This window comes from Micromonospora sp. RTGN7, assembly GCF_033804645.1.
Classification (GTDB): Bacteria; Actinomycetota; Actinomycetes; order Mycobacteriales; family Micromonosporaceae; genus Micromonospora.
Genome location: NZ_JAPZLF010000006.1, coordinates 1 through 22,549, shown reverse-complemented (window position 1 = coordinate 22,549; position 22,549 = coordinate 1). Strand labels below are relative to the sequence as shown.

The following is a 22,549-nucleotide window of genomic DNA, read 5'->3' as shown; positions in this document are numbered from 1 at the left end:
GCGTGTGGCCCATGTGCGGCAGGTACGCGACGACCCGGAGCGCGGGTGACCTGAGCGGGCTGTTCGAGTCCGACGACGAGACCGACGGCGGCGCCCGGTCGAGCCACAACGTCGCGCCGACCAGTTCGGTGCCGCTGGTGCGGCTGGCGCCCGAGGGGCACCGCGCCCTCTCCGCCGGCCGCTGGGGACTGCTGCCGCCGTGGTCCCGGTCGACCTCCGACGGCGCCCGGATGATCAATGCGCGCGCCGAGACCGTGGCCACCAGCCGGGCGTACGCGCCCTCGTTCGCCCGCCGCCGCTGCCTGGTCCCCGCCGACGGCTGGTACGAGTGGGTCCGGCAGCCCGACGGTGGGCGGCAGGCGTACTACCTGACCCCGACGGACGCCTCGGTGCTCGCCCTGGCCGGCATCTGGACGACCTGGGCGAGCCCGGCCGGCCCGCTGCTGACCTTCAGCGTGCTCACCACCGCGGCCGTCGGCGAGTTGGCCGAGGTGCACGAGCGGATGCCGCTGCTGCTGCCCCGGGGCCGCTGGGCGTCCTGGTTGGGGCCCGTGGACGACCCGACCGGGCTGCTCGACCCGCCCCCGGTCGAGTGGCTGGCCGGCCTGGAGATCCGGCCGGTCGGGCCGGCGGTCGGCAACGTGCGTAACGACGGCCCGCAGTTGACCACCCGGGTGCCGGGCAAGGCCGCGCCGACCGAGAAATTGACGCTTTTCTGACAGTTGGTGGGCGCATTGTCGTGCGCGGATTTGCCGCAGTTACGGGTGAATCGTCGCCCAACTGGTTAGGCATTTTTCCGCGAGGGCCTTGTCTCGGTGTCCCGAAGTGCGATACAACACAGCGCCGGTAGTGGGCGACGATTCGTACGGTGCGAACGACGTCCATCGATGGTGCCGGTCCCACGGGGGAGGTGGGTGGATGACACGGGCGCGTATGCCCCGCCCGCACGAAGTGGCCGCCGCACGACGAGATCCGCGACTGCTGCGGGCGTTGCGCGAGCGGCAACAGGACGAGGCATGGCGGACTAGAGGAACCTGTCAGAGCGTGGATCCGGAGACGTTCTTTCCGGCACCCAACGAACCGGCCGACGCGGCCGTTGCGCTCTGCCGCGGTTGCGATGTGCAGGGGTCCTGCCTGGCCTGGGCGTTGGAGGCCGGTGACTGCCACGGAGTGTGGGGCGGCACCATTCCGCGCGAGCGCCGGGCGATGCTGGTCGCCTGGCGCAGCGAGGTCGACCCGGATCCGGCCGGGGCCGACGACGCCGGCCCGCCGGTGCGGGACCGCCTGCTCACTCTGGTGCCGCTGAGCTGACCCACGGGTTGGGGATCGGGGCGGGTCGGCCGGCGAGCAGAATGGGCCGGTGCGGCACGACAACGATGAGATCGGGACACCACGCGGGCCGGCCCGGGTCGACACCGACCTGCCCGCCGGTCCGCCCCGTGCCCTACTGGTGCTCGGTCACGGCGCGGGCGGCGACGTCGACGCACCGGACCTGCGGGCCGTCCGGGACGCGGCGGTCGCCGCCGGGGTGGCGGTGGTCCGGGTGACCCAGCCGTACCGGCTGGCCGGGCGGCGCGCCCCCGCCCCCGCCGGGCACCTCGACGAGGCGTGGACGGCGGTCGTCGCGCAGCTGCGCCGGCGGCATCCGGCCGTGCCCGCCCTGGTGGTCGGCGGTCGCTCCAGCGGCGCCCGGGTGGCCTGCCGTACCGCTGCGGCCGTCGGCGCCGACGCGGTGCTGGCATTGGCCTTCCCGCTGCACCCGCCGGGCCGCCCGGAACGCTCCCGGGTGGCGGAGCTTGCCACCGGTCTGCCGACGCTGGTCGTCAACGGCGACCGCGACCCCTTCGGTGTGCCCGACGCGGGCCCGCCGGTCCTGGTGATCGTCCGCCCCGGCGAGCGGCACGACCTGCGCGGCGACCCGGCCGGCACGGCCGTCGTGGCGGTCGACTGGCTGCGCGGCCACGGCTGGGCGACGGGCGGGAGCATCGGTGGGCCGTGACCGGGAGCGGCACACGTCGTTGTCTCCGATGGTGTCGGGTGCCCGAACCGGGGCGGGCCGGCGCCGCCCTCCCAGGCCCTTCCTGGTCCCGGCGGATGCCGGGGCCGGGACCAGGAAGGGGGAGCGGCCGGCCGGAATGCCGGGCCCGGCGTTCCGCGTTACCCCTACGGATGGGATTTCTGCCTTAGGGGGGGTGACCGGTGCCGACCGAGACACGGAGCCGGGAACGGGACGAACGGGAGTCGCGGCAGCTCAGGCAGCTGCTCGACGCACCGAACTGGTCCGCGACGGCGCGGCCCGACGCGCCGGCGGTGGTGAGCACCAGCACACCGGCCGGAAGTGAATCTGCGGCCCGGTCCTGGCGCGTATCCTCGGCGGGAAAGCATCCGACGCGAGGGGATGTGCGGTTGACCACCGAGAAGACGGACGAGCGCAGGGCCCGCTTCGCGCGGGACGCGATGCCCTTCGTCGATCAGCTCTACGCTGCCGGCCTGCGCATGACGCGCAACCCGGCGGATGCCGAGGACCTGGTCCAGGAGACGTACCTGAAGGCGTATGCGGCCTTCCACCAGTTCGAACAGGGCACCAACCTGAAGGCCTGGCTGTACCGCATCCTGACCAACACCTACATCAACTCCTACCGCAAGCGGCAACGCCAGCCGATCCAGGCGCCCACCGAGGAGATCACCGACTGGCAGCTCGCCGCGGCCGAGTCGCACACCTCCAAGGGGCTCCGTTCGGCCGAGACCGAGGCGCTGGACCGGCTGCCTGACAGCGACGTCAAGGAGGCCCTCCAGCAGTTGCCGGAGGAGTTCCGCCTGGCCGTCTACCTCACCGATGTCGAGGGCTTCTCCTACAAGGAGGTGGCCGACATCATGGGCACGCCCATCGGCACGGTGATGTCGCGGCTGCACCGCGGCCGGCGCAATCTGCGCAAGTTGCTCGAACGGTACGCCGCGGACCGCGGGTTCTCCGCCGCCCAGCCGGCCAAGGGCTCGACCACTGTCGCCGGCCGGGAGGTGTGACGTGAGCTGTGGGAAGCCGCACGAGACGGACTGCCGCGAGGTGCTCGCCGAGGTCTACCTCTACCTCGACCTGGAGTGCGCCGAGGAGCGTCGCACGCTGATCCGGCACCACCTCGACGAGTGCGGGCACTGCCTGCGCGAATACGGCCTTGAGCAGGAGGTGAAGGCGCTGGTCGCGCGTTGCTGCGGCAACGAGACCGCGCCGGACCAACTGCGCGAGCGGCTGCGGATCCGCCTCACGGAGCTGGTCGTCTTCGAGACGACCGAGTCGCGTGAGCTGGCCGACTGACACATACGCGCGGAAACGAACGACGGTGGCCCTGGTCGATCGACCCGGGCCACCGTCATGTCTCCGGCCGGCTGTCACCGGGCGGACGCCGGACGGTCGCCCGCCGCGCCCGCAGCGCCGGTCAGGAGTTGGGGCGCTTGCCGTGGTTAGCTTTGTTCTTCTTCCGGGCCTTCTTCTTCCGGGACTTCTTCGCCATGTCGACCTCCTCAGGTGCTGGTCACTTCCCGGCCGCGCGAGAAGCGCGGCGGTGGTCACTGTGCCGGCCCGGCGAAAACACCCGGGGCCGACCCGCTGATGCTAGTGCGGCCGGCGTCCGCCGTGGTCCGCCGGGGCGGTTGTGGCCGCGTACCGGCCGGTTCGAGGGTCGCGCCGCAGACCGGGGCGGGCCGGCGCATGATTGGATACCGAACGCAGGCACACCGGTGGAGAGGGAGGGCCGAGATGGCCGAGGAGATCCGCGCCGAGATGGTGGCGAACGTGTGGAAGGTCATCGCTTCGGCCGGTGACACCGTCGTAGAGGGGGACACCCTGGTGATCCTGGAGTCGATGAAGATGGAGATCCCGGTCATCGTCGAGTCCGACGGTGTCGTTCAGCAGCTCGCGGTCAACGAGGGCGACGTGGTGCAGGATGGCGACCTGATCGCGGTGATCAATTGACCGGCCTCCTGGTCCGGCGGGCCACCGCTGCCGACTTCGCGGCGGTGGCGCGACTGACCGTGGCCGCATACGAGGCCGATGGGCAGCTCAAGGGGGAGAACAGCTACGGCGACGTGCTCGCCGACGTGGCGACCCGGTCGGCGGGCGGTGAGATGCTGGTCGCCGCCGACGAGGCCACCGGAGAGCTGCTCGGATCGGTCACCTTCGTGCTGCCCGGCACCCCGTACGCCGAGATCTGCGGCCCCGGTGAGGCCGAGTTCCGGATGCTCGCGGTGGATCCGGCCGCGCAGGGCCGGGGCGCCGGCGCGGCGCTGGCCCGGGCCTGCCTGTCCCGCGCCGCCGAGCTGGGCTGCTCGGCGGTGGTGATCTGCATCCGTGACGGGTTCGCCGAGACAGCCCGGCAGCTCTACGAGCGGCTGGGCTTCATCCGCACCCCGGAGCGGGACTGGTCCCCGATGCCCGGGGTGAAGCTGCTCGGCCTGCGCCGGGAACTGCCCGCAGCGACTGCCTGACGGATCGGGCCGGGTAGAGGCCGGGCTTTTCGCGGGTCAGGGGCGACGGCGGAGGCGGGCGAGGCGGCCCCAGAGGCGGCGCAGCGGGCCCGGTCGGCGGGGCCCCTGGCCCAGGCCGGAGATCAGCTCGCCGGCCAGGGTGGTCGTTGCCGGATCCACGGCCGGGGTGGCCAGCGCCAGGTAGGCCAGCGACACCGCGATCGGCATCGGCCGCTCCCGGGACACGGTCGCTGCGTCGGCGAGGCGCTCGGCCACCACCCGGGCCACGTCGGTGCGGGCGGACGGGTCGACCCACGCGGCGGTGACCAGGGCGAACAGGGCCGCCTCGGTGATCCAGTCCTCCACGCCCCAGACCAGGTCGACCAGGACCCGGCGGCGGGTCGACTCCGGCCACGGCTCGTCGGTGCGGTGGTGCAGCAGCCCCAGGCACGCCCAGACCTGCACACAGCGCACCCAGAGCGACGGGTCCTGGCCGGCCAGCACCCGGCCCATCCCGGTGGCGGGTGCCGTGGGTGGGTGCACCAGCAGCCCGAGCAGGTCGGTCAGGCCCAGCGTGGCCAGTCCGACCGCGGCGTCGTACGCCGCCGGGGGGTGCGGCCACGCCGGGTGGGCGAGCTGCCGGATCCGGTCCGCGGCCTCGGCCGAGGGCGCCGGCATCGTCGGGGCGGCGACGGTGCCGTCCCAGCGCCACAGCGGCCGGTCGGTGGCCCGGCGGGGCTCGCGCGGGTCCGGGTCGGCCACCGCTGCCACCTCGACCCGCAGCCCGGGCACGGCCGTCGCCACGGTGCGCATCGCGCTCGGCGGCTCCAGCGTCTCCAGCTGCACGGTCGGGCCCAGTCCCCGGTGGCCGTCGGCCAGGGCGTGGCGCAGCACCGCCACCGCCGCACCGGCGGCGGGGGTGACCTGTCCGAGCCACGGCCGGCTGCGGCAGCACTCGGCGAGGTCGCCGTGCTCGTGCGAGTCGTCAGGATGTTCGCGGACGAAGTCCGCGAGGGCCACCAGGTGCGTCACGTCGCCGTCGCGCTGGAAGCGCAGCCGGTGCGCGGTGTGCACGGCGCAGTCGAAGGTGGGGTTCCGCGCCAGGGCCCGGTCGGTCCACTCCAGTGCCTCGTCCAGCCGGCCGTTGTCGGCCAGCGTGCCGGCGATGTCGGCGTACACGGCGAGGTCGGCGGGGTCGTGGTCGACGGCCCGGCCGAGCGCCGCGAGGGCGTCCCGGGTCCGGCCGGCGCTGCGGTAGGCGTATCCGAGCCAGACCTCGCCGAGCTTCGACGGCTGGGCGCGTACGCCACGGCTGGCCCAGCGGACCGCCAGGTCGACCTCGCCGATTCGCCGGGCCAGCGCGGACGCCGAGCCGAGCAGCAGGCCGTGCTGGGAATGGACGGTGACCGCGTTGCCGGCCAGCGCGAGGTAGGGCCGTAACGGGGGCCGTTCGGCGCGCGGCACCGGGTCGGGCACGCTGGCGCAGACCTGCATCAGCACCTGGGCGACGCGCTCGGGTTCGAGCCGCTCGGGCAGCTCGGCGGCGGTCACCCAGGGCACCCCGGCCCAGTCCGCGCGGGGGTCGTGCCCGGTGGCGGCGGCCAGCAGTTCCAGCCCCTCGGCGGGCCGCCCCGCCGCAGCGAGCAGGTGCGCCCGGGCGACCACGGCGCCGACGAAGGCGCGCGGGTGCAGCGGGAACAGGTCGAGGCCCCCGCCCTCGCCCCCGGCGGCGGCGAGCCGGGCCAGCGTCTCGTGCACCTCGGGCAGGGTGGGCGCCAGGGTCAGCGCGCTGGCGACGTGCCCGGCGGCGTGCGCCAGGTCGCCCTCGTCCAGGGCGAGCCGGGCGAGGGCCAGCTCCTCCTCCGCGGACAGCGGGGATTTGTCCCTTCCCTCGGACACGTGGGCCTCTCGCTCGTAGGTGCCGTCACCGGCGGGTGGCTGCTGCTCTCAGGGCTTCCCACAGGGTCGCGCCCACACCCGTCGGCGGGTCGGGCAAGCGTAGGTGATGTTGGGAGGGCGTGGTGATCCGCTGCGCAATTCTGCTCACTGGATTGCTCAGGTTGGATCAAAGGTGCAAGACTGAGCAGGAAACGCGCGGCAATCGCGCAGAGAAGGGGTTTCCGTGACGCGTGCAGGGGCCGGGATGGCCGCCGACATCAGCGAGCAACCGGCCGGCTACGAGCGGCTGCTCACCACCGAGCACGCCGGGGCGATCGCCCGGGTGGCCGCCGTCATCGCGCAGCGCCGTCCCCGGCACGTGGTCTTCACCGCCCGGGGCACCTCCGACCACGCCGCCCTCTACGCGGCGTACCTGACCGAGATCCGGCTCGGCCTGCCCGCCGGGCTCGCCTCGCCAAGTGCGGTCACCCTCTTCGGCGCCCGGCCCGACCTGTCCGACGCGCTGGTCGTCGGCGTGAGCCAGAGCGGCGGCTCGCCCGACCTGGCCGAGGTGCTGCGCACCGCCCGCGCCTCCGGCGCGCTGACCCTCGCGGTCACCAACAACCCCGACTCGCCGCTGGCCGAGGTCGCCGAGCTGAACGTCGACATCGCCGCCGGACACGAGCGCGCGGTGGCCGCCACCAAGACGTACACCGCCGAGCTGCTCGCCCTGCTGATGCTGGTGGAGGGCATCCGGGCCGGCGACGGCGTACTGCCCGCCGACGAGCGCGCGGCGCTGGACGCCCTGCCCGAGCTGGCCGCCCGCACCCTCGACGACGGCACCCCGGCCCAGCTCGCGCCGCGTTACCGCTTTGCCGCCCAGCTCGTCACCACCGGCCGGGGGTACGCCTACCCGACCGCCCGGGAGGCGGCGCTGAAGCTGATGGAGACGTCGTACCTGCCGGCCCTTGCCTTCTCCGGCGCGGACCTGCTGCACGGCCCGCTCGCCATGACCGACCCGGACGTACCGGTCTTGGCCGTGGTCGGCTCCGGGCCCGGCGGCCGGTCGATGGGGGAGGTGCTGCCCCGGCTCGGCGAACGCCGGGCCGACGTGGTGGTGGTCGGCTCCGCCGACGTCGAGGGAGCGACCCGGCTCGCCGTTCCCGAGGTCGACGAGCGGTACGCACCGCTGCTGGACATCCTGCCGTTGCAGCGCCTGGCAATGGCGCTGGCGCTCACCCGGGGCGAGGACCCGGACGCCCCGCGCGGGCTCAAGAAGGTCACCGCCACGATGTGAGTCGTGGCGTGGCAGGCTGGGCGGCGTGTCCACGCTGCGCGAACTCGCCGAGGAGCACACCCAGCTCCGCCCCGCCGACATCGACCACCTGCACCGGATCGCCGGAGACTGGCAGCTGCTGTCCGACCTGTCCTTCGCTGACCTGCTGCTCTGGGTGCCGGTGAACGACGAGGGCAGCTTCCTCTGCGTGGCCCAGGTTCGCCCGACGACCGCCCCTACCGCGTATCAGGACGACCAGGTGGGGCGGATCGTCGGCGGGCCGGAGGTGTCCCACCTGGACGTCGCGTACGGGCAGGGCCGGATCTGGCGGGAGGGCGACCCGGTCTGGTACGGCGATGTGCCGGCCCGGCACGAGGCGATCCCGGTCCGGCTGCGCACCGCCGACGGGGAGGCCGGCGAGGTGATCGCGGTGGTCGGCCGGGACACCAACCTCTCCACCGCCCGCACGCCCAGCCAGCTCGAACTGAACTACCTCACCACCGCCGACGACCTGGCCCAGATGATCGCCGACGGCACGTTCCCGCCGCCCCGGCACCCCGGGGAGACCACCTCCGCACCCCGGGTCGGCGACGGCCTGGTCCGGCTGGACGCCAACGGCAAGGTCACCTACGCCAGCCCAAACGCCCAGTCCGCGTACCGGCGCCTCGGCTACGCCTCCCACCTGGTGGGGGAGGACCTGGCCAAGCTGCACCGCCGGCTGGCCGGCGACCCGCTGGAGGGCACCGACGCCGGGAACGCGATCCTGGCCGCCCTGCGCGGCGAGGCGCCGCCCCGGCGGGAGATCGACGCCCGCGGGGCGACCATGCTGACCCGGGCGCTGCCGCTGATGCCCGCCGGGGTGCCGATCGGCGCGCTGGTCCTGGTCCGCGACATCACCGAGGTACGCCGCCGCGACCGCGCCCTGATCACCAAGGACGCCACCATCCGGGAGATCCACCACCGGGTGAAGAACAATCTCCAGACCGTGGCCGCGCTGCTGCGCCTCCAGGCCCGCCGGGTCTCCATGCCGGAGGCCCGGATCGCGCTGGAGGAGTCGGTACGCCGGGTCGCCTCCATCGCCCTGGTGCACGAGACGCTCTCCATGTCCAGCGACGAGGCGGTCGAGTTCGACGGCATCGTGGACCGGGTGGCCAGCGCGGCGACCGAGGTCGCGGCTACCGAGCAGACCGTCGGGATGCGCCGCAGGGGCAGCTTCGGGGTGCTGCCCGCCGAGATCGCCACCTCGCTGGTCATGGTCCTCAACGAGTTGCTGCTCAACGCGGTCGAGCACGGCTTTCCGCCGTCGGAGGGCCCCGAGGCGGGGGACGGCGCTCACCCGTCGCGGGCTGCGGGTCACCCGGCGGAAGTCGGTGGCACCGAGGCGGGCGGGACGAAGGGCATGTTCCCCGTAGCCGTGGCCGACCCGGCGCTAGCCCCGCAGGTGGTGGTCTCGGTCCATCGGTTCCGCAAGCAACTGCACGTGACCGTCGCCGACAACGGGCGCGGCCTGCCGGCCGGGTTCGACGCCGAGCGCAGTGGCCGGCTCGGGCTCCAGATCGTCCGGGCGCTGGTGACCGGGGAACTGCGCGGCACCATCGAGCTGCGCAACGGCGCTGAGGCGGGCACCGAGGCGATGCTGGTGGTCCCCCTGGCCCGACCCTGACCGCTGCGTCGACGTGGGTCAGCGGGTGAGCAGGGCCACGGTGAGACCCCGGCGTGGCAGGACCCGCTCGACGGTGAAGCCGTCGCGCAGCGCGTCCCCCGTCGCGCCCGGCACCGCGTCGAGCGGGTCCGCCGGCCGTCCGGCGATCACGAGCCAGACCCGGCGCACACCGGCGAGGCACTCGGCCGGGCGCGAGCACTCGTCGGCCCAGTAGTCCCCGCGCGTGTCCCGGTCCCGTACGACCAGCACGTCACGGGGCTGCCGGTCCCCGAGGTGGTAGCGCAGACCCAGGTCGAGGAAGAGCCAGCCGTCCCGGGGGGAGAACACGATCGCGTCCCCGCCCCGGCGTCCCTCGTCGACGACCCGTGCCGCTCCTCGGTAGTCGATCAGCGCGCCGCGTGGCCACTCGTGGCTGTGCCTCAGCGCCGCCTGGTCGGGCAGGCCGAGCAGGCCGGCGAGGAGCACCACGGCCAGCGCCGCAGGCAGCGCCACCCCGCCGTCCCCCGCCCCCGCCCTCACTTTCGGCACCTGGGCCGCCGAATTCGTCCCGGCCAGCGCGGCGCCGGCCAGGATGCAGGCGAACGGGACGGTGAAGAAGAGGTAGCGCGGCACCCAGAGCGGCCCGGCCAGCCCGGCCAGGAACACCAGCAGCACCGGCAGCGTCCCGCAGGCGACGGGGAACAGGGCCCGCCGCCCCGAGCGGGCGGCCCCGAGCGCGGCTAGCCCCAGCAGAAGTCCACCCACCGTGCTGCTCTGGGTCAACGCGTTCGGGAGTGCGGCCAGGTCGGCGGGGCGGGCCGGATCGACCCAGTCGAGCTGCCGCCCACGCTGGCCTACCGCCAGCAGCACCAGCGGGGCCAGTACGACCAGCGCGGGCAGCACCGCCGCGAGCCATCCCCACAGCGGCGGTCGGGGTCGACCCGCACCCCGGGAGCGCCGGGGGTCGCCCGGTGGCGTGGGCTGACTGGTCAGGGCGGCCAGCGCATGGGCGGCGAGCAGGGTGAGCGCGACCAGGTGGGCCAGGCCGAGCGCGACGACGGCGGCGGCGTACCCGGCCCGACGGCCCCACCCCGGTCGATTCAGCACTCGGACCAGCAGCAGCGTCGCCAGCACCGCGAAGAGGGCGACGAAGGCGTACGGGCGGGCCTCCTGGGCGTACCGGGAGGTGCCGGGGAGGACCGCGAACAGCAGCCCGCCGAGCAGCCCGGCCGGCCGCCCGAGCAGCCGCTCCCCGAGGGCGGCGGTCAGCCCGGCCGTTGTGGCCATTGCCAGCACGGACGGCAGCCGCAGCGCGGTGGGTGAGTCGCCGAACGCCGCCACCCAGCCGTGCATGAACAGGTAGTACGGCCAGGTCGCGGCGTCGATGACGTTGCCCATCCGGGCCAGGGCGCCCAGCGGCCGGGTGGCGGCGCTCCAGGTGGCCAGCTCGTCCCGCCAGGGCTGGGCGCCGCCCACCCCCACGCCGGTCACCGCCAGGGTCGCCAACGTCGGCCAGACCCAGACCGCGCCGAGCCACCCCGGCAAATGCCGCATCGCGGGTGAACCGCTCACGCCGCCGAGCCTTCCACACCCCACGGCCCCGGGAGGTCGGACGCGGGACGGCCCCGCTTCGCGACGATCGCACTCGAACCGGGAAAGAGTGGCCTCGGCGTCGGGGGAAGGGACTCTTTCCCTGATCGAGGGTCATCCGCGCGCAAGTACGCATCGGTGGCCCGTGATGTGGGATCACACGCGCGCTCGGTGGTCGCGGCACCTGGGGTGTGGGAGCATGGCCGCATGCTTGCCGCTGTCGTCCGCCGCTTCGTGGCCCGTCGCCACGTCGACTACGGCCGTGTGCGCAGCGCCATCTGTCCGGCCTACTGACGACGCCCGACCAATCTGTCTCGGGCGCTTTCGCGCCGGCCGTCCGACACTGCCGTCCACCGCCCGTCCCACGGGCCGGCCGCGCGCCTGCGCTCCGAGGCACAGCAGACAACGGAGGACGCCGCGATGGCGGTCAGCAGCACCCCGGCCCGGCCCGATGTTCCCACGACACCCCCGACGCGGGCACCCCGTCGTGCGCGGGGCGAGGGGCAGTGGGCGCTCGGCCACCGCGAGCCGCTCAACGCCAACGAGCGGATCAAGAAGGACGACGACCCGCTGAACGTACGGGCCCGGATCGAGAACATCTACGCCCACCGCGGCTTCGCCTCCATCGACACCCAGGACCTGCACGGCCGGTTCCGCTGGTGGGGGCTGTACACCCAGCGCAAGCCCGGCATCGACGGCACGGGTACCGGCGTGCTGGAGCCGCACGAGCTGGAGGACGAGTACTTCATGCTCCGCGTCCGGGTGGACGGCGGGCAGCTCAACCTGGCCCAGTTGCGGGTCATCGCCGACATCTCGCGGGAGTTCGCCCGGGACACCGCCGACATCACCGACCGGCAGAACATCCAGTTCCACTGGATCCGGGTCGAGGACATGCCGGAGATCTGGCGCCGGCTGGAGGCCGTTGGCCTGCAGACCACCGAGGCCTGCGGGGACTGCCCGCGCATCGTGCTCGGCAGCCCGGTCGCCGGGGTGGCCGAGGCCGAACTGCTCGACCCGACCCCGGCGATCGACGAGATCGTCCGCCGGTACGTCGGCGACAAGCAGTTCTCCAACCTGCCGCGCAAGTTCAAGACGTCGATGTCCTGGCTGGTGGACACCCCGTACGAGACGAACGACATCGCGTTCCTCGGCGTCGACCACCCGGAACACGGGCCCGGCTTCGACGTCTGGGTCGGCGGCGGCCTCTCCACCAATCCGATGCTGGCCAAGCGGCTCGGCGCCTGGGTCCCGTTGGCCGAGATCCCGGACGTCTGGGCGGGCGTGGTGGGCATCTTCCGCGACTACGGCTACCGCCGGCTGCGCAGCCGGGCCCGGCTGAAGTTCCTGGTCGCCGACTGGGGCGTGGAGCGCTTCCGTGAGGTGCTGGAGAAGGAGTACCTGGGCCGTACCCTGCTCGACGGTCCCGCCCCGGAGCTGCCCACCAAGCCGGTCGACCACATCGGGGTGCACCGGCAGCGCGACGGGCGCAACTACGTCGGGGCCGCCCCGGTGGTCGGCCGGGTCTCCGGGCCCCAGCTCGCCCGGCTCGCCGACGCGGTCGAGGCGCACGGCAGCGACCGGGTGCGGCTCACCCCGTACCAGAAGCTGCTGGTGCTGGACGTGGCGCCGGAGCGGACCGAATCGCTGGTGGAGCAGCTGCGCGGGATCGGTCTGGCGGCCCGGCCGTCGGCCTGGCGGCGCGGCACGATGGCCTGCACCGGCATCGAGTTCTGCAAGCTGGCCATCGTCGAGACCAAGGCGCGCGGCGAGGAGCTGGTGGCCCGGCTGGATGAGCGGCTGCGCGACTTCGACGCGGACATCTCCATCCACCTCAACGGCTGCCCGAACGCCTGCGCCCGGACGCAGGTCGCCGACATCGGCCTCAAGGGGCAGCTCGTCCTCGCCCCGGACGGCCGCCGGGTCGAGGGCTTCCAGGTGCACCTGGGCGGCGGCCTGGGCATGGCACAGGGGCAGACCGCCGGCTTCGGCCGGAAGCTGCGTGGCCTGAAGACCACCGCCGAGGAACTTCCGGAGTACGTCGAGAGACTCGCCCGCCGCTACCTGGCGGGCCGCACCGCGGGGGAGACCTTCGCCAACTGGGTGATCAGGGCCGACGAGGAGGAGCTTCGATGAGTGAGCGCAGCGAGCGAATCAGCCAGGTCAGTGTTCCGCAAGGCCGTCGTGGCGACTTTCGCAGCGAGGTGACGCGATGAGCGAGACCAGATCGGCACCGATGTACTGCCCGTACTGCGGCGAGGAGAACCTGCGACCGAGCGAGGCCGGCCACGGCGCCTGGGAGTGCCATGCCTGCACCCGAGTCTTCACGGTGAAGTTCACCGGCCTACTCAGCCGGACGGTGACCCGGTGAGGGCGAGGAGTGAGCTTGCGAGCCCCGCAGTCGTGAACGAAGGGTCAGTTCCGGTGAGGGCGAGGAGTGAGCTTGCGAGCCCCGCAGTCGCGAACGAAGGGTCAGCTCCGGTGAGCGTCGTGTCCGCCGCGAACCTCGGGCTGGTCGGGCCCGGCGGCCCGGCGCCGGCCGACCCGGCCCGGCGCGGCCCGGAGGAGCTGCGTGCCCTGGCCGAGCGGGCCGGGCGTGAGCTGGAGGGGGCGCCGGCGCTGGAGATCGCCCGGTGGGCGGCCGAGACGTTCGGCGAGCGGTTCTGCGTCACCAGTTCGATGGCCGACGCCGTCCTCGCCCACCTGGTTTCCCGGGTCGCCCCCGGGGTGGACGTGGTCTTCCTCGACACCGGCCTGCACTTTCCGGAGACGCTGCGGGTCCGCGACGAGGTGGCCCGGCGGCTGCCCGTGAACGTGCGCTCGATCCGTCCCCGGCTCACCGTGGGCCAGCAGGACGGCGAGTACGGCCCCCGGTTGTTCAACCGGTCTCCGGATGACTGCTGCCAGCTGCGCAAGGTCGAGCCGCTGGAGCGGGCGCTGAGCGGGTACGACGCCTGGGCCGCCGGCCTGCGCCGCGACGAGTCGCCGACCCGGGCCAACACGCCGGTGGTGACCTTCGACGCCCGGCGGGGCAGGGTGAAGGTCAACCCGATCGCGGCCTGGAGCCAGTTGGACGTGGACGCGTACGTCACCCGCCACAACATCCCGGTCAACGAGCTGTTCAAGCGCGGCTACGGCTCGATCGGGTGTTGGCCGTGCACCCGGCGGACGAAGGCGGGGGAAGACCCCCGGGCGGGCCGGTGGGCGATGTTCGAGAAGACCGAGTGCGGACTGCACGTCTGACCGCTGCCGGGACCGCCGCCCCGGCGCCGCCGCTCGTGGCCTCGGCCCTCGCCCTGGACGCGGTCCCGGTGATCCTGGTCGCGCACGGCAGTCGGGATCCCAGGGCGGCCGAGGCGACCCGCGCGCTGGCCCGGGCGGTCGCCGCCGCCCGTCCCGGCGGGTTGGTGTCGGCGAGTTGGCTGGACCACACCGACCCCGGGCCGACGGCGGCGCTGCGGTCGCTGGCGGTGGCCGGTCACCCTCGGGCGGTGCTGGTGCCGCTGCTGCTCACCGCCGCGTACCACCGGCGGGTGGACATCCCGGCGGCGGTCGCGGCGGCCCGCAGAGCGGGGCCACCGATCGACGTACGCGTCTGCGACGTGCTCGGCCCGGCCGGCGGCGTGGTCGACGCCGGGCTGCTGGCGGGCCTGCGCCGACGACTCGCCGAGGTGGTGCCGGGCCGGTTCGACGCGCTGGTGCTGGCCGCGGCGGGGACCCGGGACGCCCGGGCGCGCGCCTCGGTGGGGCGGGTGGCCGGGGCCCTCGGTGCCGAACTGGGGATGCCCTGCCGGGTGTCGTACGCCTCGGCAGCCCCGCCGGCAGTCGGTGCGGCGGTGGCCCGGCTGCGGGCGGCCGGCGCCCGCCGGGTGGCCGTGTCGGCGTACTTCCTGGCCCCCGGCCTCTTCCATGATGCCGTGGTGGCGGGGGCCCGGGAGGCCGGTGCGGTGGCGGTCTCCGGGCCGCTCACCGACGCCCCGGAGCTGGCCGCGCTGGTGCTGCGCCGGGTGGACGCCGCTACGGCGGCGGCCTGAGCGCTGCGGAGCCCGCTACCCCCGCCGGGGGTAGCAGAACGCCCCGGCAGGGGTTTCCCTGCCGGGGCGTGGAGCACTTGTGATGCGGTGTGAGTCGGTCAGGCGGAGTGAGCGCGGAGCACCCGGAGGCCACCGCGGCGCTTGACGGCGCGCCGCTCCTCCTCGCTCATTCCGCCCCAGACGCCAGCGTCCTGACCGGACTCCAGTGCCCACTGGAGGCACTGGTCGGTCACGGAGCAGCGCCGGCAGACGGCCTTGGCCTGCTCGACCTGCAGGAGAGCCGGACCAGACGTCCCGATCGGGAAGAACAGTTCCGGGTCCTCGTCGCGGCAGACAGCATGGTGACGCCAGTCCATGGCGGCAACACTCCTCATTCTGGATGGGTGGCAGATTCGCTTTGGTGCCTTTACTAAATGCGTCCGCACGCCGGATGGTTACCGTTCGCGTCCATCAATTCGGCGTTGCGTGAGCAGGCTCTTGTGGCCCTGGGACCTGCTGGAAGAACTCAATCTGGCGAGCATCTTCAGGCAATGTCCCGGTAACTCAAGTTCGCTTGTGAATACTTTCACGAACCCACGCGATGTCAAGGGTGACGCTCGGAAAAACTCCGAGTGCGTGAGCAAGCTCACGACCCTTTTGTCCGGGTTTCTGGACGGTCCAGGCACCCGGCGTACCACAGTCGAGGATCAATATAGTACAGTCCCCGCGACATTGCTGACATTTCAGGCACCTCGCCCTCGGTGTGGCGGCCACCGCGTCCTGCGGTGAGGGGGACCGCTCCACCAAGGGGTGGTACCCGAGGCCTAACAGATTACTCTCAGTGCGGCCGGAACGGATGCGAATCTGACTATCTCCCGCTCTCCGAGATAGTCCCCGTCCAGTTGGAAGGCCTGCGGACGGCTCGCCAGCAGGGTGAACTCGCCCACATCATGCAGCCGAAGAACCTGACGACCTCGCGGATCCGGGGCCCGAGAGAAGGCCTGTGTGACGGTGCGTGCGGTGCTCGCCACACGGAGCTGACGCATCGCCAGCACGTCGAGCCTGAGATCGAAGGACGCCTCAGGGTTCGGATTGATCTCCCGCTCGCCCAGGTACGTCCACGGCGCGGTGTTCTGGATGATCACCGTCGCCAGCCCGGTCTCGGCGGGCTCGCCGGGCCGCTCCAACGTGATCGTGGGGTGTCGTCGGTCCGAGCCGAGGAAGTACTGGTTGACCGCCGACCGGAGGTAGAGCGCCGGCGTGGAGACCCGGCCGCGCCGGCGAGCCTGCTCGACCCGGTGGACCACCGCCGCGTCGAGGCCGAAGCCGGCGCAGAAGGTGAAGTAGCGGTCGTCGGCCCGGCCCAGCCCGATCGTCCGGGACCGGCCCAGTCGCAGCCCCTCCAGGATCATGCTCGTGCCTTCCGGCCACTCCCGAGGCAGGCCCAGCGCCCGGGCGAACACGTTCGTCGAGCCGCCCGGCACGGTGGCCAGCGCCGGTAGCCTCTCGGCAAGCGTCCCCCCGGTGCGGATGGTGGGCGGATCGGCATTCATCAGGCCGTTCACCACCTCGTTCACCGTGCCGTCACCCCCGAGGGTGACCACCAGGTCGACGCCCTCCTCGGCGGCCTCCCGGGCCAGGTCCGTGGCATGGCCCCGCCGACGGGTGTACCGCACCGACAGGTCGACTTGGCTGCGCAGCGCCCGGACCAGCACGTCCCGGCTGCGTTCGCTGGTGGTGGTGGCCTTCGGATTGACCACCAGGACGGCCCGCATGGGCGGCACTGTACCCCGATCCACCACGGGTATCGTGTCGCGCGTGACCCTCGACTCGGACCGGAATCCGACCCCGCTGCGCTGGGCGGTTCGGCTGCTCCGGGCGGAGGCGGTCGCGCTCGGACTGGTCGCCGCCTGGCTGGTCTGGTCCGACCTCACCGCGACCACCACCGACCTGCCGTCGGCGCTCTTGGTGACCGCGTTCGCACTCGGTGGTGCGGCAGCGCTCTGGGCGTTGGGCGGGGCGCTGGGTCGGCGTCGGGCCGGGGCCCGCGCCCCGGCGATCGTCCTCCAGCTCATGTTGCTGCCGATCGGCTGGTACATGATCCAGGGCGGGCTCGGCTGGCTGGGCGTCCCGCTGATGGCGCTCGGCCTCGGCGTGGCCGCGCTGTTGGTCAGCCCACCGACCACCCGGGCTCTCGGCTTCTAGCCGCACCCGGGCTCTCGGCCTCCAGCCGGTCGGCCCGCTGCGAGCAAGCCGGTAGCGGGCCGACCGGTAGCGGGGAAGTCAGTAGCGAGAGGCGCGGCGGGTGAGCAGGGCGATGGTGGCCCGGCCGTTCGTCGCGTTCGCCGACGCGGCCGTGGTCAGCGCCGTCAGGACCTTCCAGGCGAAGGACGACTCCGAGGGCAGGGTCGCACCGCGGACCGTCAGCACGGTCACCTCGACGGTGAGAGCGTCGTCGGTCACCGCGAAGCGGCACTCCAATTCGGCGTCCCGGGTGGCGATGGCGAGCAGCATGGCGCACGCCTCGTCCACGGCGATCCGTAGATCCTCGATCTCGTCGAGGGCGAACTGGAGACGGGCGGCGAGGCCGGCCGTTGCGGTACGGAGCACACCGAGGTAACCGCCGTCGGCGGGCACGGTGAGGTGCACCACGTCGTCGTCGGTTGCTGGCTGGCCGGTCAGTTGAGTCACGCCTCATCCCCCTGGTGGGCGACTCTACCCGGTCAGGCCGACGGGTGCGTGGGTGCGCTGCCCGGTACGGCCCACGGCCCGTCCGACATCCCGCCCACCTGCGCCGCGAGCTCGTGCAGCGCCGGCCCGGTCAGCCGGTACGGCACCCACTGCGTCATCGGTGCGGCGCCGGCCGAGGCGTAGAACCGGGCAGCCGGGTTCCAGTCGATCATCGACCATTCGAGCCGCCGGTAGCCCCGCTCGACGCAGATCGCGGCCAGGGTGGCCAGTAACCGCCGGCCCGCGCCGGTGCCCCGGGCCTCGGGGCGGACGTACAGGTCCTCCAGGTAAATGCCGTGCACGCCGGCCCAGGTGGAGAAGTTGAGGAACCACAGGGCGAAGCCGAGCGGCCGGCCGGTGTCGTCCACCGCCAGGTGGCCGAAGAGCGCCGGGGCCGGACCGAAGAGGGCCGCATCGAGCTGCTCGACCGTCAGGTGGCACTGGTCGGGCGCCCGCTCGTACTCGGCCAGGTCGTGCACCATCGCCACGACGGCCGGCACGTCCTCGGGACGTGCCGGCCGTACCGTCGTGAGTTCAGGGGTCACGCCTGCTTGGTCTCCCAGAAGATCTTCGAGATCTCGTCGATCTTCGTCAGCAGCTCGTCGGCCTTGGCCGAGTCGGTGCTGCCCTTGGCACCACCGGCGCCGGCGAGCTTGGTGGCCTCGTTGAACAGAGAGTGCAGGTTCGGGTACTTCTCGAAGTGCGCCGGCTTGAAGTAATCCGTCCACAGCACCCACAGGTGGTGCTTGACCAGTTCGGCGCGCTGCTCCTTGATGATCAGCGCCCGGGTGCGAAACTCGGGGTCGGTGTTGGCTTGGTACTTCTCGTCGATCGCCTTGATTGACTCGGCCTCGATCCGGGCCTGCGCCGGGTCGTAGACGCCGCAGGGCAGGTCGCAGTGAGCGCTGGCGGTAACGCGCGGCATGAGGATGCGGGGAATGCGCATCGGGATCCTCCATGGGAAGTTTGCGATGATCCAAGACGACATTACTCCTGGGGATGGTCCCCGGCGGGCCGGAGGTGAAACGGGTGAGGCTCCACGAACCCCGGGCCGTGGACCGGCTGCGCGGGCCGCTCGCCGCCGTGCTGGTGGCCGGTCCCTCCATGGCACCCACCCTGCGCCACGGCGACGCAGTGTTGGTCCGCCGAGGGGGGCGACCGGTCCGCCCGGGCGACGTCGTGATCGCCGTTTTCCGCAGTCGCCCGGAACTGCTGGTGGTCAAGCGCGCGGTCCGGCCGCAGGACGGCGGCTGGTGGATACGCGGCGACAACGACCTGATCACCGACGACTCCCGGGTGTACGGCGTGGCCGACGTGCAGGGCCGTGTGGTCGCCCGCTACTGGCCCCGACCGGGCCGCCTGCGCAGCCCTTCAGGCTACTCCCCAGTATGACCCTACTCACACCCGAGCCGCAGCGTCGACACTATGCTCGGCACGTGCTCGGGTGACCCCCCGCACCGCGTACCGCCGCCGTCGCCTCACCTCGCGCCCGGACCGGACGCCCCGTCTGCTCGACAGATCCTGGAGTCACCATGCCTTCGTCCACTGTGGACCCCGCTGATCCCGTCTTCCGACTGCACGCCGGCGGCAAGATGGCCGTCACCTCCACCGTTCCGTTGACCAGTCGGGAGGACCTCTCCCTGGCGTACACCCCCGGGGTGGCCCGGGTGTGCGAGGCGATCGCCGCCGACCCGGCCCTGGCCGACGACTACACCTGGGCGGGGAACACCGTCGCGGTCGTCACCGACGGGTCAGCCGTGCTCGGGCTGGGCAACATCGGCCCGCGCGCGGCGCTGCCGGTGATGGAGGGCAAGGCGGTGCTGTTCAAGCAGTTCGGTGGCGTGGACGCGGTGCCGATCTGCCTGGACACCCAGGACGTGGACGAGATCGTCGCGGTGGTGAAGGCCCTCGCCCCCTCGTTCGGCGGAATCAACCTGGAAGACATCAGCGCGCCGCGCTGCTTCGAGGTGGAGCGTCGGCTCGACGAGGCGCTGTCCATCCCCGTGTTCCACGACGACCAGCACGGCACCGCGATCGTCGTGCTCGCCGCGCTTCGCAACGCCGCCGCCCTGCTGCACCGCAAGCTCGGCGACCTGCGGGTGGTGGTCAGCGGAGCGGGCGCGGCCGGGGTGGCGGTGACCCGGATGCTGATCGCCGGGGGAGTGGACCCGGCCCGGATGGTGGTCTGCGACTCGAAGGGGATCATCGGCCGGCACCGGGCCGAGCTGACCGACACCAAGGCGGCCCTCGCCGCCGACACCAACGCCGAGGGCCGCCACGGCGACATCACCGAGGCGCTGCGTGGCGCGGACGTGCTGATCGGCGTCTCCGGCGGGCAGATCCCGGAGGCCGCGGTGGCCGGGATGTCCCCCGGCGGCATCGTCTTCGCACTGGCTAACCCGACCCCCGAGGTGCACCCCGAGGTGGCCGCCCGGCACGTCGCGGTCGTCGCCACCGGCCGCAGCGACTACCCCAACCAGATCAACAATGTGCTGGCCTTCCCCGGGATCTTCCGGGGCGCGCTGGACGCCCGGGCCACCCGGATCACCGACGGGATGAAGGTGGCCGCCGCCGACGCGATCGCCGGCGTGGCCGCCGAGGTACTGACCGTCGACGCGATCGTGCCCTCCCCGCTGGACCCCCGGGTCGCGCCCGCGGTGGCCGAGGCCGTCGCCGAGGCCGCCCGCCGCGACGGCGTCGCCCGCGCCTGACGCGTTAGGAAGGGCCCCTTCCTAACGCGTTTTGTATGGGAAGGGCCCCTTCTTAACAGCTCCGGTCCTTGTTACGGTGCGGATCATGCGTGCCGCCTTCGCGTCGAGCTTCGACGCCGACAATCCGCTTTCCGCGCTGACCGTCGGCGAGCGTCCCGAGCCGACCCACCCCGAGGACGACTGGGTCACCGTGCAGGTGCGGGCCAGCTCACTCAACCACCACGACCTGTGGTCGCTGCGCGGCGTGGGGCTCGGCGAGCACCGGCTGCCGATGATCCTCGGCTGCGACGCGGTCGGCACCGACCCCGACGGCAACGAGGTCGTGGTCTACCCACTGGTCCCCGACCCGGGTGACCCGCGCGGGATCTCCATCCTCTCCGAGAGCTTCCCCGGCACCTTCGCCGAGCGGGTGGCCGTACCCCGGGTGAACCTGCTGCCCCTGCCGGGCGGCGTCTCCGCGACGGACGCCGCCTGCCTGCCCACCGCGTGGCTCACCGCCTGGCGGATGCTCACCACCAAGGGCCGGGTCTCCGAGGGCGAGGCCGTGCTGGTCCAGGGCGCGGGCGGCGGCGTCGCCACGGCGGCCGTCGCGCTCGCCGTCGCGCTCGGCAAGCGGGTGTACGCGACCAGCCGCGACGCCGGCAAGCGGGAGCGGATCACCGAACTGGGGGCGACCGCCCTGGCGCCCGGCGCCCGGCTTCCGGAGCGGGTCGACGTGGTGATCGAGACGGTCGGGGAGGCCACCTTCGACCACTCGCTGAAGTCGGCCGCGCCGATGGCGCGGATCGTGGTCTCCGGCGCGACCGCCGGGCACGAGCCGAAGGTCAACCTGCGTCGGATCTTCGCCATGCAGTTGGAGATCCTCGGCACCTCGATGGGCACCCCGGGCGAGCTGACCGAGCTGCTGGCGTTCTGCGCCGAGCAGGGGGTGCGCCCGATAGTGGACAGCGTCGTGCCGTTCAGCCGGATCGGTGACGCGTTCGCCCGGATGCACGCCGGCGACGTCTTCGGCAAGATCGTCATCGACCACACGGCATGACGCCCGCGCGGGCTCCCGGCCTTCGCCGATTCGATCGACGCGGACCGGCCGACAACGCCCCCGCCCGCGTGGGCTCACGGGTGGGTGGGCCTCACAACCGGTCGTCGAGGGTGGCGAGGTCGCCTCGGGTGGCGCCGGCCGGCAGGCGGTGCCGGGCCTCCGGGTCGCCGTAGAGCGTCCAGCGGAGGAACTCGACGCAGGTCTCCGACACCACCCGCAGGGCCGCGTCGTCGGCGAGCAGGGCGCGACCGTGGTCGCCCTTCGGCAGGCTCAGCATCGCCTTGGGCCAGGGCACCTTGTCGTACGCCGCCCGGCCCGTGGCGTAGTCGACCACCTCGTCGGCCTCACCGTGCACGAAGAGCTGCGGGGCGGCGGCACCGGAGAACGCGGTGCCCACGCCCAGGGCACTGCCGGCGAAGACCACCCCGGCGTCCAGCCGGTCGTCCCGTCCCCCGGTGAACAGACCGATCGTGGTCACCCCGCCGGCCGAGTGCCCCGCCGCGGCGACCCGGTCGGTGGCCAGCCGCCCGCGCAGCGGATCGCCCGCCTTCGCGTCCAGGGCCAGCACCCGGGTCAGCGCGTACGACACGTCGGCGGGCTGGTTGAGCACGTCGAGCACGTTGCCGTCGCCGCCCAGCGCGGTGTGTGGGAAGGTCGGCGCGGCCACCACGAACCCGGCCGCCGCCCAGCGGGTGAGCAGGCTGGCGTAGTCGTCCGGCCGACTGTTCATCCCGTGACTGAACATCACCACGGGGAAGCGGCCGGTCGCCGCGGTCGCGGACCGTTGCGGCGTCCCCCCGGCCGAGCCGCGGGCCGGGTACCAGATCGTCACCGGGAGCGGCCGGTCGTCGCCGCGGCTGAGCTTGAGCTGACGTACGCCGACCGCGAAGGACCCGCTCGGCGCCGTGCCGGCCGGGACCCGCGGCGCCGGGGTGGTCGCCGTCGGCGGTTCTGTCGGGGCGGCGGCGCGCCCGGCCGGTTCGGCCCCGCCCGAGCAACCGGCCAGGCCGACGGTGAGCAGGGCGGTGGCCAGCAGGGCGGCGGCACGGCGACGGCACATGAGTCAGATTCTGCCTTGCCGGGTACGCCCGCCGACCGACATCCCGCCCCCGCAACGTCCCCCTACCCCCCACCGAGCGACCCGCCCCGCGACCCCACCCCCACCCCCACCCCCACCCCCACCCCCACCCCCACCCCCACCCCCACCCCCAC

Annotated in this window: 26 protein-coding genes; 17 read left to right on the top strand and 9 right to left on the bottom strand. The window is 73.3% G+C overall.

What is annotated here, in order from left to right; all coding sequences use genetic code 11:
* Nucleotides 1-11: 11 nt before the first annotated feature.
* The 5 genes from SNR22_RS10510 to rsrA all read left to right on the top strand — a co-directional run bounded on the left by SNR22_RS10510 (nt 12) and on the right by rsrA (nt 3,313).
* Nucleotides 12-719, top strand: a complete 708-nt coding sequence (locus tag SNR22_RS10510) for an SOS response-associated peptidase (RefSeq protein ID WP_320066331.1) — start codon at nt 12-14, stop codon at nt 717-719.
* Between the two features lie 199 nt (nt 720-918).
* Nucleotides 919-1,311 carry a WhiB family transcriptional regulator gene (locus SNR22_RS10505; protein WP_320066330.1) on the top strand — a complete coding sequence of 131 codons (393 nt, stop codon included), beginning with the start codon at nt 919-921 and terminating at the stop codon, nt 1,309-1,311.
* Nucleotides 1,312-1,360: 49 nt separating this feature from the next.
* Nucleotides 1,361-1,999, top strand: coding sequence for an alpha/beta family hydrolase (locus SNR22_RS10500; RefSeq protein ID WP_320066329.1), 639 nt, complete (start codon nt 1,361-1,363; stop codon nt 1,997-1,999).
* A gap of 200 nt (nt 2,000-2,199) precedes the next feature.
* Nucleotides 2,200-3,024: a sigma-70 family RNA polymerase sigma factor gene (locus tag SNR22_RS10495; RefSeq protein ID WP_320066328.1), complete on the top strand. Its 825-nt coding sequence runs from the start codon at nt 2,200-2,202 to the stop codon at nt 3,022-3,024.
* Nucleotide 3,025: 1 nt separating this feature from the next.
* Complete coding sequence (gene rsrA, locus SNR22_RS10490) at nt 3,026-3,313, top strand: mycothiol system anti-sigma-R factor (protein ID WP_320066327.1); 288 nt, start codon at nt 3,026-3,028, stop codon at nt 3,311-3,313.
* 121 nt (nt 3,314-3,434) lie between these two features.
* On the opposite strand, the gene SNR22_RS29365 is transcribed toward rsrA, so the two are convergent.
* The gene (locus tag SNR22_RS29365) at nt 3,435-3,509 is read right to left on the bottom strand and encodes a 50S ribosomal protein bL37 (protein ID WP_387016047.1); all 75 of its coding nucleotides are present in this window, start codon (nt 3,507-3,509) and stop codon (nt 3,435-3,437) included.
* A 245-nt stretch (nt 3,510-3,754) separates the two neighbouring features.
* Between SNR22_RS29365 and SNR22_RS10485 the strand changes: the two genes are divergently transcribed.
* Nucleotides 3,755-3,970, top strand: a complete 216-nt coding sequence (locus tag SNR22_RS10485; protein ID WP_320066326.1) for a biotin/lipoyl-binding carrier protein — start codon at nt 3,755-3,757, stop codon at nt 3,968-3,970.
* Nucleotides 3,967-4,482 carry a GNAT family N-acetyltransferase gene (locus SNR22_RS10480; protein ID WP_320066325.1) on the top strand — a complete coding sequence of 172 codons (516 nt, stop codon included), beginning with the start codon at nt 3,967-3,969 and terminating at the stop codon, nt 4,480-4,482. Before SNR22_RS10485 ends, SNR22_RS10480 begins: the two co-directional genes overlap by 4 nt.
* Nucleotides 4,483-4,518: 36 nt before the next feature.
* Here SNR22_RS10480 and SNR22_RS10475 read toward each other — a convergent pair whose 3' ends face one another.
* Nucleotides 4,519-6,360 (bottom strand): tetratricopeptide repeat protein, encoded by a 1,842-nt coding sequence (locus SNR22_RS10475; RefSeq protein ID WP_320066324.1) that lies wholly within the window; start codon nt 6,358-6,360, stop codon nt 4,519-4,521.
* A gap of 244 nt (nt 6,361-6,604) precedes the next feature.
* Between SNR22_RS10475 and SNR22_RS10470 the strand changes: the two genes are divergently transcribed.
* Complete coding sequence (locus SNR22_RS10470) at nt 6,605-7,636, top strand: SIS domain-containing protein (protein ID WP_320066588.1); 1,032 nt, start codon at nt 6,605-6,607, stop codon at nt 7,634-7,636.
* A 25-nt stretch (nt 7,637-7,661) separates the two neighbouring features.
* Nucleotides 7,662-9,278 carry a histidine kinase N-terminal domain-containing protein gene (locus SNR22_RS10465; protein ID WP_320066323.1) on the top strand — a complete coding sequence of 539 codons (1,617 nt, stop codon included), beginning with the start codon at nt 7,662-7,664 and terminating at the stop codon, nt 9,276-9,278.
* An 18-nt stretch (nt 9,279-9,296) separates the two neighbouring features.
* Here SNR22_RS10465 and SNR22_RS10460 read toward each other — a convergent pair whose 3' ends face one another.
* Nucleotides 9,297-10,811: a glycosyltransferase family 39 protein gene (locus tag SNR22_RS10460; RefSeq protein WP_320066587.1), complete on the bottom strand. Its 1,515-nt coding sequence runs from the start codon at nt 10,809-10,811 to the stop codon at nt 9,297-9,299.
* Nucleotides 10,812-11,267: 456 nt separating this feature from the next.
* Between SNR22_RS10460 and SNR22_RS10455 the strand changes: the two genes are divergently transcribed.
* From SNR22_RS10455 to SNR22_RS10440, 4 genes are all read left to right on the top strand, one after another.
* The gene (locus tag SNR22_RS10455; RefSeq protein ID WP_320066322.1) at nt 11,268-12,980 is read left to right on the top strand and encodes a nitrite/sulfite reductase; all 1,713 of its coding nucleotides are present in this window, start codon (nt 11,268-11,270) and stop codon (nt 12,978-12,980) included.
* 76 nt (nt 12,981-13,056) lie between these two features.
* A complete protein-coding gene (locus tag SNR22_RS10450; RefSeq protein WP_320066321.1) occupies nt 13,057-13,215 on the top strand; it encodes a hypothetical protein in 159 nt (52 codons plus the stop codon).
* Nucleotides 13,216-13,325: 110 nt separating this feature from the next.
* Entirely contained in the window at nt 13,326-14,087 is a 762-nt protein-coding gene (locus tag SNR22_RS10445) for a phosphoadenylyl-sulfate reductase (RefSeq protein ID WP_320066320.1), read from the top strand.
* A 35-nt stretch (nt 14,088-14,122) separates the two neighbouring features.
* Complete coding sequence (locus SNR22_RS10440; RefSeq protein ID WP_320066586.1) at nt 14,123-14,878, top strand: sirohydrochlorin chelatase; 756 nt, start codon at nt 14,123-14,125, stop codon at nt 14,876-14,878.
* A gap of 98 nt (nt 14,879-14,976) precedes the next feature.
* Here the strand turns inward: SNR22_RS10440 and SNR22_RS10435 are convergent, their stop codons facing one another.
* Both SNR22_RS10435 and SNR22_RS10430 read right to left on the bottom strand, forming a co-directional pair.
* Entirely contained in the window at nt 14,977-15,234 is a 258-nt protein-coding gene (locus tag SNR22_RS10435) for a WhiB family transcriptional regulator (RefSeq protein ID WP_007072794.1), read from the bottom strand.
* Nucleotides 15,235-15,681: 447 nt separating this feature from the next.
* A complete protein-coding gene (locus SNR22_RS10430) occupies nt 15,682-16,632 on the bottom strand; it encodes a diacylglycerol/lipid kinase family protein (protein WP_320066319.1) in 951 nt (316 codons plus the stop codon).
* A gap of 43 nt (nt 16,633-16,675) precedes the next feature.
* Here SNR22_RS10430 and SNR22_RS10425 point away from each other — a divergent pair, with 43 nt between their 5' ends.
* Nucleotides 16,676-17,062, top strand: a complete 387-nt coding sequence (locus SNR22_RS10425) for a hypothetical protein (protein ID WP_320066318.1) — start codon at nt 16,676-16,678, stop codon at nt 17,060-17,062.
* Between the two features lie 78 nt (nt 17,063-17,140).
* On the opposite strand, the gene SNR22_RS10420 is transcribed toward SNR22_RS10425, so the two are convergent.
* Genes SNR22_RS10420 through sodN form a run of 3 tightly spaced genes read right to left on the bottom strand, consistent with a single transcriptional unit; the run spans nt 17,141 to nt 18,533 of the window.
* A complete protein-coding gene (locus SNR22_RS10420) occupies nt 17,141-17,548 on the bottom strand; it encodes an ATP-binding protein (protein WP_320066317.1) in 408 nt (135 codons plus the stop codon).
* 32 nt (nt 17,549-17,580) lie between these two features.
* Nucleotides 17,581-18,069: a GNAT family N-acetyltransferase gene (locus tag SNR22_RS10415; protein WP_320066585.1), complete on the bottom strand. Its 489-nt coding sequence runs from the start codon at nt 18,067-18,069 to the stop codon at nt 17,581-17,583.
* A gap of 59 nt (nt 18,070-18,128) precedes the next feature.
* Nucleotides 18,129-18,533, bottom strand: coding sequence for a superoxide dismutase, Ni (gene sodN / locus SNR22_RS10410; protein WP_320066316.1), 405 nt, complete (start codon nt 18,531-18,533; stop codon nt 18,129-18,131).
* Nucleotides 18,534-18,616: 83 nt separating this feature from the next.
* Here sodN and SNR22_RS10405 point away from each other — a divergent pair, with 83 nt between their 5' ends.
* The 3 genes from SNR22_RS10405 (at nt 18,617) to SNR22_RS10395 (ending at nt 21,337) form a co-directional block, all read left to right on the top strand.
* The gene (locus tag SNR22_RS10405; RefSeq protein ID WP_320066315.1) at nt 18,617-18,979 is read left to right on the top strand and encodes a S24/S26 family peptidase; all 363 of its coding nucleotides are present in this window, start codon (nt 18,617-18,619) and stop codon (nt 18,977-18,979) included.
* A gap of 140 nt (nt 18,980-19,119) precedes the next feature.
* Entirely contained in the window at nt 19,120-20,298 is a 1,179-nt protein-coding gene (locus SNR22_RS10400) for an NADP-dependent malic enzyme (RefSeq protein WP_320066314.1), read from the top strand.
* Between the two features lie 76 nt (nt 20,299-20,374).
* The gene (locus tag SNR22_RS10395) at nt 20,375-21,337 is read left to right on the top strand and encodes a zinc-binding dehydrogenase (RefSeq protein WP_320066313.1); all 963 of its coding nucleotides are present in this window, start codon (nt 20,375-20,377) and stop codon (nt 21,335-21,337) included.
* Nucleotides 21,338-21,428: 91 nt separating this feature from the next.
* Here SNR22_RS10395 and SNR22_RS10390 read toward each other — a convergent pair whose 3' ends face one another.
* Entirely contained in the window at nt 21,429-22,397 is a 969-nt protein-coding gene (locus tag SNR22_RS10390) for a chlorophyllase/cutinase-like alpha/beta fold protein (protein ID WP_320066312.1), read from the bottom strand.
* Nucleotides 22,398-22,549 lie beyond the last annotated feature (152 nt).